This is a genomic window from uncultured Mailhella sp. (assembly GCF_905187505.1).
Taxonomy (GTDB): Bacteria; Desulfobacterota; Desulfovibrionia; order Desulfovibrionales; family Desulfovibrionaceae; genus Mailhella.
The window spans coordinates 1-12,569 of the sequence record NZ_CAJJIC010000007.1 but is presented as its reverse complement, the minus strand read 5'-3'; the positions used below and the strand labels follow the sequence as shown (position 1 = coordinate 12,569).

General features: G+C 61.5%; 9 protein-coding genes. 2 read left to right on the top strand and 7 right to left on the bottom strand.

Going from position 1 to position 12,569, the window contains the following annotated elements:
• Window positions 1-23: 23 nt before the first annotated feature.
• A complete protein-coding gene (locus QZZ60_RS01700) occupies window positions 24-1,676 on the bottom strand; it encodes a VCBS repeat-containing protein (protein WP_295636949.1) in 1,653 nt (550 codons plus the stop codon).
• Window positions 1,677-1,791: 115 nt separating this feature from the next.
• On the opposite strand from QZZ60_RS01700, the gene QZZ60_RS01695 reads away from it, so the two are divergent.
• Window positions 1,792-3,051, top strand: a complete 1,260-nt coding sequence (locus tag QZZ60_RS01695; RefSeq protein ID WP_295636947.1) for a methyltransferase domain-containing protein — start codon at window positions 1,792-1,794, stop codon at window positions 3,049-3,051.
• A 61-nt stretch (window positions 3,052-3,112) separates the two neighbouring features.
• Here the strand turns inward: QZZ60_RS01695 and QZZ60_RS01690 are convergent, their stop codons facing one another.
• Window positions 3,113-3,841 carry a methyltransferase gene (locus tag QZZ60_RS01690; protein WP_295636945.1) on the bottom strand — a complete coding sequence of 243 codons (729 nt, stop codon included), beginning with the start codon at window positions 3,839-3,841 and terminating at the stop codon, window positions 3,113-3,115.
• 128 nt (window positions 3,842-3,969) lie between these two features.
• On the opposite strand from QZZ60_RS01690, the gene QZZ60_RS01685 reads away from it, so the two are divergent.
• On the top strand, window positions 3,970-7,215 hold the full coding sequence (locus tag QZZ60_RS01685; protein ID WP_295636942.1) for a UvrD-helicase domain-containing protein: 3,246 nt from the start codon (window positions 3,970-3,972) through the stop codon (window positions 7,213-7,215).
• A gap of 181 nt (window positions 7,216-7,396) precedes the next feature.
• Here QZZ60_RS01685 and QZZ60_RS01680 read toward each other — a convergent pair whose 3' ends face one another.
• The 5 genes from QZZ60_RS01680 to QZZ60_RS01660 all read right to left on the bottom strand — a co-directional run bounded on the left by QZZ60_RS01680 (window position 7,397) and on the right by QZZ60_RS01660 (window position 12,510).
• A complete protein-coding gene (locus QZZ60_RS01680) occupies window positions 7,397-8,200 on the bottom strand; it encodes a DUF169 domain-containing protein (RefSeq protein WP_295636939.1) in 804 nt (267 codons plus the stop codon).
• A 190-nt stretch (window positions 8,201-8,390) separates the two neighbouring features.
• On the bottom strand, window positions 8,391-8,690 hold the full coding sequence (locus QZZ60_RS01675) for an ErpA-related iron-sulfur cluster insertion protein (protein ID WP_295636937.1): 300 nt from the start codon (window positions 8,688-8,690) through the stop codon (window positions 8,391-8,393).
• A gap of 106 nt (window positions 8,691-8,796) precedes the next feature.
• The gene (locus QZZ60_RS11420) at window positions 8,797-9,090 is read right to left on the bottom strand and encodes an ErpA-related iron-sulfur cluster insertion protein (RefSeq protein WP_367119398.1); all 294 of its coding nucleotides are present in this window, start codon (window positions 9,088-9,090) and stop codon (window positions 8,797-8,799) included.
• 26 nt (window positions 9,091-9,116) lie between these two features.
• The gene (locus QZZ60_RS01665; RefSeq protein WP_295636931.1) at window positions 9,117-10,010 is read right to left on the bottom strand and encodes a glycyl-radical enzyme activating protein; all 894 of its coding nucleotides are present in this window, start codon (window positions 10,008-10,010) and stop codon (window positions 9,117-9,119) included.
• A 55-nt stretch (window positions 10,011-10,065) separates the two neighbouring features.
• Window positions 10,066-12,510: a glycyl radical protein gene (locus QZZ60_RS01660; protein WP_295636927.1), complete on the bottom strand. Its 2,445-nt coding sequence runs from the start codon at window positions 12,508-12,510 to the stop codon at window positions 10,066-10,068.
• Between the last annotated feature and the right edge of the window lie 59 nt (window positions 12,511-12,569).

The window sequence follows — 12,569 nt, the reverse complement described above, 5'->3', positions numbered from 1 at the left end:
CCCCGAATGACCTGAACGAAAAGTTATTCCTGATAATTGGGCGTTGCTTTGACCATGGTCGTGTCCAGAGGATACAGGTACACGGCGCAGCGGGTCTTGATGCCGGAGCCAAGACCGGCGTAGGAGTTGACGCTCACCACGAGATCGATCTTGCCGTTGTTGTTCACGTCGGCAACGCTCACGTCGCACACCGTGCCCTTGATGCGGCGGGTCTTCCACAGAAGCTCCATGCCCATACCGTTCCACAGCATGGCGTGGATTTCGCCCTGCGGATAGGTGCGGTAGTTTGAGAACAGCTTGCCGGCGGCGGTGACGGGCTTGTTGGCGATGAGTTCGTAGCGGCCGTCGCGGTCGAGATCCACGACGGGCATGCGCATGGGCACATAGTAAAGCACCATGTCGGAGCTCTCGCGGCTGGCGGAAAGCGCACCTATGCCGCGGTCGCCTTCCACATAGACGGAGCTGCCGCTGTAGGTGTCCTCGGTGCCGGCAAGACGATGACCGCGATCGTCGAAGGTAAGCAGGGTCTCGTTTTCGGCAATGAGCGCCAGATGATCGCCTCTCTTGCCCTTGTCCGCGGGAATCCAGGAGAAGTTGAACACGGTGGCCTGCGAGGGCAGGTTGGAGAGCTTGCCTCCGCGCACCACGTCGTCTCCGCGGATGCGGCCTTCATACACGGAACCGCTCACGACCTTGCTGCGGTCGCTGTCCTGCATGATGAGCGTGGGGGCGTAGAGCGGAGGAATCTTGGCCACGTTGAGATAGCGGCGCACGTTGCGCACCACCACGTTGAACTTGCCCTGCGAGAACTGCAGAACCTGGGAATAGGCGGAAGAATCAGTCTTGTTGTAACCGGTGAGTATGACGTAGTTTTTGCCGTCCTGCTTGAAATGGCGGGCAAGCACGGGCTTCATGGAGGCGGGAATGTCGTAGGAACCTATCTCCACGAGCCTGTTGCCGTCCCTCCATACATAGGCGTTCAGCGTATTGTCGTTGAGCAGCAGCACCTCGTTCTTGCCGTCGCCGTTGATGTCCGCCACTTCCATGCCGAGGCATTCAAAGCCGAGCATCTGACTGCGGATCTGAGAGCGTTCGTCCTCGGTGCCCTGATAGCGCAGGGAAGGATTGAGGTACGTACCGTTCTGCACGCGGCCGTAGGACTCGTTCATGACGAAGGCACTGCTGGGAGCCCCGGAAGAAGCCCCGGAGGCACGGGCCACGTCGGTACGGCCGAACACCTCGACGTTGATGCTGTCGGCCACGTTCTGCACGCCGCCGATAAGGGCGTTCACAGGACTCGTGGCGGCCTCTTTCCAGACCTTGCCGTCGGGAGAAAGCGCGCTCACGTCCAGGCTGGCCTGATCACCCATGACGGTGACGCTGCCCCATATCACATAATCCGCACTGAACTTGCGGGCCATGGCGGAAGCGGCATCCTTCGAGGCGGGAGCCTTTTCCTTCAGCGCAGCATCCTGACGTCCGACAGGTTCAAACTTGCCCTGAAGATAGAGACGCGACGTCAGCATGGACGGCACGGCCTGTCCGAGATAGGAATATCCCTGAGCGCCGGACACCGAGAATGGAGCCACCACATAGGTGGCCGCCATGGCGGGCACTTGCATCATCAGGAACAGAAGGGTAAATGCCCATATGGCGGGCAGAAAACGTCTGGACATACAATACTCCTTGAAGGATTTGCAAGGGACTCTACACTTTCTCGCCCCAAACGGCAACAGCGCGGCCCCGGCCTTTTTGTAACAATCGCACCAGCATCAGCCCATTTCAGAGAACATGACCACAGCACGCCGTTCCTTCCGATTCGCCTGCGCCCCCGAGGAAATTCCCGTTGCGGAGGAAATGCTCCGTCTGCAGGGGTTCCGCTTTGAACCCGACCCCTTCTTTGCGCCCGCCCGGCGTCTCGTGGAAGGACCGGGCCCGCTCGGAAACAGCCTCGCGGGATTCTTCGGCCTCATCTACATTCAGGACAGGGCCTCCATGCTGCCGCCCATAGCGCTTGATCCGCCGAAGGGCGCATCCGTGCTCGACATGTGCTCGAGCCCGGGCAGCAAGACCAGCGAGCTTGCCTGGCTCGTGGGACCGCACGGCATGGTGCTCGGCAACGAGCCTTCGCCCGTTCGTCTTGCCAACCTGCGCCGCAACCTGCACGTCATGGGTCTGACGCAGACCGTGACCTGCTGTCAGAGCGGAGAAAAGCTCCCCCTGCCCGACGCCTCATGGGACTACATTCAGCTCGATCCTCCCTGCTCCGGCTGGGGCACGGTGGAAAAGAATCCCCGCGTCATGGACATCTGGAAGGACGACAAGGTAGCCCCGCTCATCCGGCTGCAGAAGGACCTTCTGCGCGAGGCGGCAAGACTGCTCAGGCCCGGCGGCGTGGTGGTGTACTCCACCTGCACCACGGATGTGGAGGAAAACGAAAAACAGGTGCTTTTCGCCCGCGAAGAACTCGGACTCGAGCTCGAACCCCTCGGAGACGTGCCGGGATTCGACCTTCAGCCCCCGCAGGGCTGCGAGGGCGTGTGGTGCCTTTCGCCGAAAATGGGCGACACCCAGGGCTTCTTCGTGGCAAGGCTGCGCAAGAGCGGCCGCAGCGAAGGTCCCGTGCCGTACACGGAACACCCGGTTCAGGCCGAAGTCGTCAGCGAGCGCCAGCTTCGCGAACAGGGGCTCGACCCGCGGCTCGTGCACGCCGAAATAGGCATGTTCGGCGCAAGCCTGCACGCGCTGCCCGTATCCGCGCTCGCCATGCTGCCCGAAGAGCTGCACTGGCAGGGGCTTTACATGGGCAAGGCGGGCAAGAACGGCGACCTGCGCCTTTCCCCGCGCGTGCGCATCGAAGGCCCCGGAGCTCATGTGGATCTGGAAGGCACGGAAGGGCTGCGCATCATATCGGGCATTCTGCAGGGACAGAGCCTGCCCGCCCCTTCCTCGGTTCCCGCAGGCGCGCGCACGGCGCTGCTTCGCTGGAACGGCCTTCCCCTCGGCAGACTGAACGTCAAGAACAAGCGTCTCATCTGGTCGGAACGCTAGCAAGGGAAGGTCTCTCTTCGCACGGCGGCACTCCCTGCCCGGGGGTGCCGGACGCCTGCCTTCAGTCAACGCCGTCCACCCTGTCCACGCAAAGGCGCGAACGGCCGTTCTTCCTTGCCATGAGCAGCACGAACGTTGCCGGAGCGTCCGGCCTCGTAAACACGAAGCGCAGCCTCTCCGGACGCATTCTGACCGGCAGTGCGGCAAGCAGTTCCGCGGTGCGCTCCGCGCCGCTCACCGCGGCCAGGCATCCTCCGCTCTTCAGCAGGGCGTCGGCCGCCGAAAAAAAGACGGGAAAGGTGCGCTCCGTGCCGAAAAGCGCCGTTCTGCGCAGCGGAGAGGGGGGAAGACGCCCCTCGCCCTCGCGACGCCACGGAGGGTTGCAGAACACCGCGTCAAAAAGAGGAAGACTTCCAGAGGACGCGCCGCTCTGCCGCGCCAGAGCGATTCTTGCCGCTCGCAGACTTTCGGAAGAAGACACGTCCCCTTCCAGGGCGCAGAAGCGCTCCGCAAGTCCCAGTCTTGAGGCGTTGCGTCCCGCCGCTCCGGCAAGACTCGGCTGCACTTCCAGTCCCACGCCGCGCCACAGCGGTCTTTTCTGCAGCGCGGCCAGAGCCACCACGCCGCACCCCGTTCCCAGATCGGCAAAAAAAGCGTTTTCAGGCAGGGCAAGGCCCGCGGAAAAATCGGCCAGCAGCAGCGCGTCGCCGCTGAATCGAAAACTCCCTTCCGGCTGTTCCAGCCCGGCGGGAAACCTTGTCTCTTCCGGCCGCATTTCTTCCTCGTTCATGCCGCTTGCACCCCTCTGTCGTCATTGCGCAACGTGCGCGTTCCCGCTATAACAATGTCCGCTGTTCCATCGCCGGACGCACGTCGTCCGGCCCTCCTTCTTCGACCCTTTCCCGCCGCGAGTCATCCATGTTCCGAGCAGACCTGCACATACATTCCCGTTTTTCCCGAGCCACAAGTTCGCGCCTCACCGTGCCCCATCTCGCGGCATGGGCATCCGTCAAGGGCATAGACGTTCTGGCCACGGGCGACTTCACCCATCCCGCATGGCGACAGGAGCTGCGCGACGCTCTCGAACAGGACGAAGAAAGCGGCCTGTTCCGCCTGAAGACGCCGCTTTCCCGCGACGACATGGCCCGGGAAATTCCGCAGCTCGCAGGCCTCGAGCCTCACGAGCCCAAGTTCATGCTCGAGGCGGAAATCAGTTCTATCTACAAGAAAAACGGAGCGGTACGCAAGATACATAGTCTGGTCTACATGCCGGATTTTGAGTCCGCCGACCGGCTCTGTGAAAAGCTGGAAGCCATAGGCAACCTCAAGTCGGACGGCCGTCCCATACTCGGCCTGGACGTGAAGGATCTGCTTTCCATGGTGCTGGACATTCCCCGTGCCTTCATGATTCCCGCCCACATCTGGACGCCGTGGTTCGCCCTCTTCGGCTCCAAGTCCGGATTCAACAGCCTCGAGGAATGCTTCGAGGATCTGACGCCCCACATTTTTGCGGCGGAAACCGGTCTTTCCTCCGACCCGGACATGAACCGCTGCTGGAGCCACCTCGACAGACTGCTCATGGTGTCGAGCTCCGACGCCCATTCCGGCGAAAACCTCGCGCGCGAAGCCACGCTCTTCGACGGTGCGGCGAGCTACGACAGCATCTTCGACGCGCTGCATCAGAAAGAAGGAAACACCCTCTACAGGGGCACGCTGGAATTCTTCCCCGAAGAGGGCAAGTATCATCTCGACGGACACCGCGCCTGCGGCGTGGTGCTCGAGCCTGCGGAGAGCATGAAAATGGGCAACATCTGCCCCGTCTGCGGCAAGCCGCTCACCGTGGGCGTGCTGCATCGCGTGCTCGAGCTGGCCGACCGTACCGAGCCGCCCTGTCCGGGAAAGGACTTTCAATCGCTCATTCCTCTGCCGGAAATTCTCGGTGAAATCCTGCACTGCGGTTCAAAGACCAAAAAGACGCAGGAAAAGTATGCCGATCTGCTGAGCCGGTTCGGTTCGGAAATGACCATTCTCATGGACACGCCCGAGGACGATCTTCGTCACGCGTGGCCGGAGCTCGGCGAAGCCGTCGCCCGAATGCGCGCAGGCCGCGTCATGCGTCACGGCGGCTACGACGGCGAATACGGCACCATACGCCTTTTTGAAGAACGGGAAAACGAACCGTCGCTACTGGAACGCGTGCCCTCCGCGAGGCGCACCCCGCTGCCGAAACGAGGCGCAGGGGCTCAAAAAAAAAGCCTGACGCCGGACGGGCCGAAAAAAAGCGCTGAATCGGACGCGCGCAAAAAAAGCGACGCCGGGCTGAAGAGCTCCTATGCGCCGGACACCTTCAGCCCCATGCAGCGGGAAGCTCTCAACGCCGGCCCCGGCCCGGTGCTGGTGCTTGCCGGCCCGGGCGCAGGCAAGACGAGAACGCTTGTCGGCAGACTGGTGCGCCTTCTGAAAGACGGCGTGAAGGCTTCGGACATCGTGGCCGTGACCTTCACGCGGCGCGCAGCGGAGGAAATGCGCGCAAGGCTCGCTTCGGCGCTGCGCGGCCCGGACGACGAGCCGGTCGAGCTGCCCGAAACCGACACGCTCCACGCCCTTGCCCTGAAGCACTGGCCCGGAGAAGCGCCCGTGGTCCTTTCCGAAGAAGGCGCGCGCAAGGCCTTTGCCTCGGCCAATCCCGGCCTCGGCGCAAAGGAGGCCTCACGCCTTTACGACCGCATGGAGCTCGGCCGCGAAACTCTTTCCATGCCCGAAGAGCTCGAATCTCCGGCACGGCGCTACCGGCAGTGGAAAAAGGAGCGCAATCTTGCCGACTACACCGATCTGCCGGAAACCTGGCTGCATGAGCTCAAAAGCAGAAACTACGGCGCCGCCAAGCCCTGGAAGCACATTCTTGTGGACGAGGTGCAGGATCTCTCGCCGCTGCAGAAGGCCCTTGTGGAAGCCCTTACCCCGGCAGACGGCTCGGGCTTCTTCGGCATAGGCGATCCCGACCAGTCCATCTACGGCTTCCGCGGCGCGGATTCCGGCATAGAAGACGCGCTGCGTGCCCGCTGGCCGCAGCTTCACGTGCTGGGACTCACCGAAAGTCACCGCTCCGCGGCCGCCATTCTGGAGGCCGGACACGACGCCCTTGCCGGTCACGGCGCCTGCGGCGAGCTCTCCTCCGTCACCGGCTCTTCCGCCACCCTGCAATGGATGGCCGCGCCGAGCGCCGAGAAGGAGGCCGCCTGGATTGCCGACCGCATAGCCTACCTCGTCGGCGGCACGTCCCATCAGCAGGCCGACCTGCACGAAAGCCTCGCGGGCTGCCATCTCGAATCAGGCTCATGCAGTCCCGGAGAAATCGCGGTGCTCTGCCGCATCAAGGCGCTCATGGATCCCATACGCGCGGCGCTGGAACGCCGGGGCATTCCCTGCTCCGCCCCCGAAACCGAAGCCTTCTGGACCGATGAGAGGGCGGACGCGCTGCTTCAGGCCGCAGCCCGCATGCATCGCCGGGAAGAGCACACGAAGAAGGAAGCCGCCTTCCTCGACGCCAGCCGCTTTCCGCTGCTTGTGGCCATGGCTCCCGCCGCGCAGGAAAGCGACGACTGGAAGGAAGACGCGCTGGACGACGTGCCCGTGGACGTCTGGGCGCAGGGACCGGACGCCGTTCTGGCCCGCTGTCCGAACCGCTTCGATCCGCTTTTTGCCGAATCCACGGCCTTCAAGCGCCTCCGGCTTGCATGGAAGGAACACGACGGCTGGCCCGGACTTCTGGAATTCGTGTCCTTCCGAAGGGAACTGGACATGGTGAAGGGCCAGGCGGAGTATGTGCAGCTCATGACGCTGCACGCATCCAAAGGCTTGGAATTCAAGGTGGTCTTCATTCCCGGTGCGGAAGACGGGCTTCTGCCCTTCCGCGGCGTCGGTGCGCTTCTCCACAAGGAAGACGACTTCACCCCTCCTCCCGTGGAAGAAGAGGAACGACTGCTTTACGTGGGCATAACGAGAGCGTCGGAAGCGGTGTTCCTTTCCTCGGCCGTCACGCGCACGCTCTACGGTCACAAGCTCTCGCTTCCGCCCTCGCCGCTGCTGCCGCTCTCGCACTTTCATGCCGTAAAGCTGACGCGGCACACCAGAACCACGGCAAGTCAGCTCAGTCTGTTCTGACGCCTCCTTTGCCGGACCGCGAGCGCTCCGGCAGAAGCTCGGCCTTTGCCCGAAAAAAGCCTGTGTCGCCGCATGGCCTCGGCTGTCTTTTCTGAAAAAGGGCCCGGGCAGGAACGCCTGTTCCTGTGCGGGCCCTTTGCCGTGTTCTTTCTCGGCACTTCAAAACTGCTGAAATTTTACGTTACGAGACTTCTCCGGTTTGACGCGGCTCCTTTTCCCTGAACACGATGAGCGGACAGTTCTGACAGATGTCCGCCCCCGGGAAGGGCTGACCCGTACGGGTGAGGGAAACGCCGCCCGTCTTCTCCACCCGGGAAGCCATGCGCAGCACCACGGCATGGATGTGCGCGCCGGGAATCATGACGTTGATTTCGCCGCGTTCCATCTTGCCGGAATTGTAGCTGCCCGCACAGGCCAGCGTCATGTTGGCCTGACCGTGGATGAAGCTGAACGCCGTGCCGCCGCACACCGCGGAATTGATGCTGAGGGACGGGCGGAAGGGATGCACGTCGGCAACCGCCATCCAGTCGTCCACCAGATGATAGGCCTGCATGTTGTCGCAGCAGAAATGCACCACGTCCGGCTCTCCTGCGCATAAGCGGAGGGGCTGCATGAGCACGGCAAGAGGCGCCCTTTCCATGCGCGGCTTGCTTTCCACAAAAGCGCGCACCTGCTTCTCGCTCGTACCGAAGCGCAGAAGATCGCGCACCACCGCGTCGCTCACCTCGTCCACGCCGAACGAACAGCGGGCGTCAAGACACCAGAGCTTCTTCATCTCCAGAAGCACGGAATGCCCTTCCATGCGTGCTCCGAGTTCGGCCTGACAAAAGGTAAGCGGACGAACGGGCTCACAGTATCCTCCCCGTTTCTGAACCTCGTTCAGGCTTTCGTCGTCAAAAATGAAGGTCATGCCCACAGGCTCATGCATGAGGCGAAGGGTGCGCATGAGAAAATCATGCATGCGCGCGTAATCGGAACTGTCCATGGTTCTCCTCCCGCAAAAACGTGTCCGTTCCCGAACCGCCCGCAACGGCCCCGAGCTCTTCTGCTTCGCGGAGGGCACCGTCGTTTCACGGCAGAGCCCGCCTCCGGGACAAGTCCCGAAAGGCGGGCCTGAATCGGCGGGAATCCGGGAACGGCGGCTGCCCGCGTCTTTCAGCAGGAAGCGCCCTGCCTCAGTCGTCGGACTCCAGGGCCCTTACCTCGACCTGCTTTTCTTCGTTGAAGGTCAGGGCAAACTTCCGGCCGTACCTCAGCAGAAAATCGCTGTCCGCAATGAAGGTCACATCCTCCACAGTCATGCTCTCGTCCTCATCCTCATCCATCTCTTCCAGAGCGAGACCGAGAATGATGCGGGAACGGCAGCCTCCGCCCAGCGTATACTCGCGCAGACGGACGCATACGCCTTCATCCTCGTCTTCCAGCATGGAACGGAGTTTCTTCAGCATCTCTTCATTGACGGTTACTGCAAACATGGTCTCTCTCCCGTGCTTTCAGCAGGCTCAGCCGACGGCTCCGCTCCGGATGCCGGACACTTCCGGAGAACCTGTCCCCGGAAGGACTTCTTCAAAACGCCCTTGCTCAGACGCCCGAAGCCGTCAGCACGACCTGCCTGTCTTCGTTGAAGCTCAGCTCGTAAGCCTTGCCGTACTTTGTCAGAAAATCCCTGTCCGCGATGAACGGAACGTCTTCAACGACGATCTTTTCGTCCTCGTCCTCATCCATCTCTTCCATGCCCAGACCGAGCACGATCTTGCAGTGTCATCCGCCGCCGACCTTGTACTCCCGCAGGCGGATGCAGGTTTCCTCATCTTCATCTTCCAGCATGGCGCGAAGCTTTTCCAGCATCTCCTCGCCTATGGTCACGGTAAACATGGCTGCTCCTTGGTTGTTTTCTCTTGTCATGCGACAATGGTGGAAAGGCCGTGTCTCTCGAAGCGTTCCCGAACCTCGCGAAGAGCTTCCGGCGAGTACTGATCCACCGGGGGCAACGGCTTGCCGAGGGCCTGATACTTGTTTCGTCCGAAGGCATGACACGGCATGATCTCGATTTCAGAACGGCCGTATCTGCCGAAAAATTCCGCCATGGCGGCCAGATTCTCATCGGAATCGTTGAGGCCGGGCATGAGCGGCATGCGTATGCGCACTTCCCTGCCGGACCTGAGCGCCGCATCCATGTTGCGGAGAATGAGCGCGTTGTCCCGCCCGGTCAGCTTCCGATGCTCTTCAGGATCCATGTGCTTGCAGTCGAAAAGAAAAAGATCCGCCAGCGCAAGGGCCTTGTCGAAACGCTCTTCCGGACAGAAGCCGCAGGTGTCCACGGTGACGTGCCAGCCCTCGCAGAGCGAGGCTTCCAGAAGATCGAGAAAGAACTGCCCCGCGGCCGTGGGCTCTCCACCGCCGAAAGTCACGCCGCCGCCGGAATTCTCATAGAAGAGCGCATCCTTGCGGGCCACGGCCAGAACGTCGTCCACGCTCATTTCCCGGCCGCTCATTTCTCTGGCCTTGGTGGGACAGACGCCTGCGCAGGCACCACAGGAACGGCATGCTTCCCTGTCGAGAACGGACACGCCGTCTTCCATGCGTATCGCTCCGGCCGGGCAGATCTTTTCACAGGCTCCGCAACCCGTGCACAGTTCCCGGAAGAACAAAAGCTCGGGGGAGAAGCTCTGAGACTCGGGATTGCTGCACCACAGGCAGCGAAGCGGGCAGCCTTTCAGAAACACGGTGGTTCTGATGCCGGGGCCGTCCTTGGTGGACATGCGCTGAATGTTGTAGACCGTTCCCCTGCTCATGGCTCTCCTCCCCGGAACCGGGGCGGCGGAGCGGCGCTCCGCCGCCTTGCGGTGATTACTGGGCGTATTCCGTACGCTTGATTATTTCATTCTGCACGCCGCGGTCGAGGCGGGTGAAGTAGGCACTGAATCCGGCCACGCGGACCACGAGATCCTTGTATTCCTGAGGATGATCCTGCGCGTCCTGCAGCGTGTCGGAGCTCACGCAGTTGAACTGGATGTGCGAACCGCCGTAGTCGCAGTAGGTCTTGATGAGCGAAATGAGGTTGCGCGCTCCCTGCGGACCTTCCAGTGCGGAGGGCAGGAACTTCACGTTGAAGTGGTTGGCGCCGTAGCGCACGGTGTCGATGGCCTCCGCGCCGGACTTGATGAGGGCGGTGATGCCTTCATGGTCGGTGCCGGGCATGGCGGACACGCTGCCGTCGGTAAGGGCCACACCTGCCTTGCGGCCCGTGGGCAGAGCGCCCATGAGAGAGCCGAAGTAGTTGTGGTACGAAAGGGAATAGGCGTCCAGAGGAGTTCTGTGACCGAAGCAGTCCGGACCGATGGAGCTGTGAATTTCGTCCACGTCGCGGTAGAACCGCTGCACGAATTCCTCGATTTCAGGATAGTCGTTGCCGTGCTTGGGGGCCTCGAAGCACATCTTGCGGATGTCCTCGTAACCTTCAAAGTTGGCGTTCAGCGCTTCCAGAAGCTGGGCCATGGTGATCCTCTTCGTGTCGAACACCAGATGCTTGATGGCCAGCAGGGAATTGGCGGCGTCCACACCGGCGGTCATGATGGGATTGACCTGCGGATAGCGGGTACCCCCCGCCTCCTCGCACATGCCCTTCTCAATGCAGCCGTCGTACATGACGGAGCGGAATATGCTCGGCACCACCTGCAGACGGGCCATCTGGCTGAGATCGGAGTGATGACGGGAGATGGTGAACAGATGCCGGAGCTGCTGCTTGCAGGCATCGTACATTTCCTCAAAGCTCTTGAATTCGCAGGGGTCGCCGGTCTGCACGCCCACGACCTTCTTCGTCGAGGGATCCTTGCCGTTGTGAAGCAGAAGCTCCACGACCTTGGCAAGGCAGGGCTGATCTTCCTGCGTGATGAAGCTGCCCTTGCCGCAGATGCCGGTGGAAACGCAGCCGTAGTTGCCGCAGTTGCGGGCATCTTCGAGAGTGATGCCGCCTTCGTACTGGGCGAAACGGGCAAGGTTGCGCTCGATGACCACGGTATTGTTCAGAATCTGAGGCTGGCCGGAGCCGCCGCGGATGCAGTCCACCACCTTGTTCATGTAGGAAGCCTTGAGCTTGGGATGATAGAGCAGCGTCAGCGTGGGCTGGATGCCGCGCATGCGGATCTGCGTTTCGAGCAGCAGCTCCTCGAGCTCGGTGCTGGCGTCGCGACCATAGGCGTCCACGCCGCCGATGGTGATGGTCTGACCGGTGTGGCCGGACAGGGTCTTGGCATAGGAGCCGCCCTGATATTCGCCGAGTTCCATGTGCTTGATCCACTGGAACTTCAGCAGGGTGATGACCTGCTCCTTCGTCAGCCTGCCTTCACCGATGTCCTTCTTGTAGAAGGGATACATGTACTGACCGTAACGGCCCGGAGAGGTGGCGCAGGCCATCTGCTCCACTTCAATGGCGAGATGAATGAACCAGAAGGACTGGATGGCTTCACGGAAGTTGCGCGCGGGATATTCAGGCACGCGACGGCAGATTTCCGCGATTTCCAGCAGTTCGGCCCTGTTCTTCGGATCGGTTTCAGCCTCGGCCGTCTTTTCCGCCAGTTCCGCATAGCGGTGGGAATGGGCGATGACGGCTTCCGTGGCCACGATCATGGCGCGGTAAAGGTCGTGCCTTTCCTTGTTGTCCAGCGTGGTGGGGCAGTCATGCAGACGTGCCTTCAAATCGTCCACCACCCAGCGCAGTCCCTTGTTCAGCGCCTTGGGATAGTCGGCAATGCCGGAGCCGGAAGCCACGCTCACGTTGTCGTAGTACATGCCGGCCTTGGAGTACTGCGCAGGATTCACACCGTACTTGTCCTTGTACATCTTGTTGTTCAGGGCAATGCAGGTACGGTTCTTCCACTTCTTGTAGACCTTTTCGAGCAGCTCTTCCGTTTCCTTCGGGATCTTCATTTCGCCGAGGGACGTCATCTTGGCGAGCTGCATTTCGTCCTTGATCCACGACACGTTCCATTCAGGATACGGATTCACGCCGCAGCGTATGCCCGTAAGCGTGCCGACGATGGGATTGCCGTCCAGAAATATCTTCTTGGTCAGCAAAACGCGTTCGAACAGCTTTGCACGGATGTAAAGCGTGGATTCTCCGGCAAACTCGTCATACACGTCCAGAAGGCAGCGAAGACGCTCGGGGTCCATGACCTGGGGGGCGGTCATCAGAAAATCCTTCAGCTCCTGAACGCGCTGTTCGGCGGTATCCCAGTTGATGCCGTAGCCCTGCCCTTCCACCGGGGCAGGCGAGGTGAACTGCATGACAGACATGAGGGGTCTCCTGTTGGAAATTTTTATGGTAACGGGAAAAGTCGTTTGCTTGTCGGCAA

Bases quoted from the DNA above. Each gene is read 5' to 3' on its own strand.
- QZZ60_RS01700 (WP_295636949.1), bottom strand. From the start codon at position 1,676: ATGTCCAGACGTTTTCTGCCCGCCATATGGGCATTTACCCTTCTGTTC.
- QZZ60_RS01695 (WP_295636947.1), top strand. From the start codon at position 1,792: ATGACCACAGCACGCCGTTCCTTCCGATTCGCCTGCGCCCCCGAGGAA.
- QZZ60_RS01690 (WP_295636945.1), bottom strand. From the start codon at position 3,841: ATGAACGAGGAAGAAATGCGGCCGGAAGAGACAAGGTTTCCCGCCGGG.
- QZZ60_RS01685 (WP_295636942.1), top strand. From the start codon at position 3,970: ATGTTCCGAGCAGACCTGCACATACATTCCCGTTTTTCCCGAGCCACA.
- QZZ60_RS01680 (WP_295636939.1), bottom strand. From the start codon at position 8,200: ATGGACAGTTCCGATTACGCGCGCATGCATGATTTTCTCATGCGCACC.
- QZZ60_RS01675 (WP_295636937.1), bottom strand. From the start codon at position 8,690: ATGTTTGCAGTAACCGTCAATGAAGAGATGCTGAAGAAACTCCGTTCC.
- QZZ60_RS01665 (WP_295636931.1), bottom strand. From the start codon at position 10,010: ATGAGCAGGGGAACGGTCTACAACATTCAGCGCATGTCCACCAAGGAC.
- QZZ60_RS01660 (WP_295636927.1), bottom strand. From the start codon at position 12,510: ATGTCTGTCATGCAGTTCACCTCGCCTGCCCCGGTGGAAGGGCAGGGC.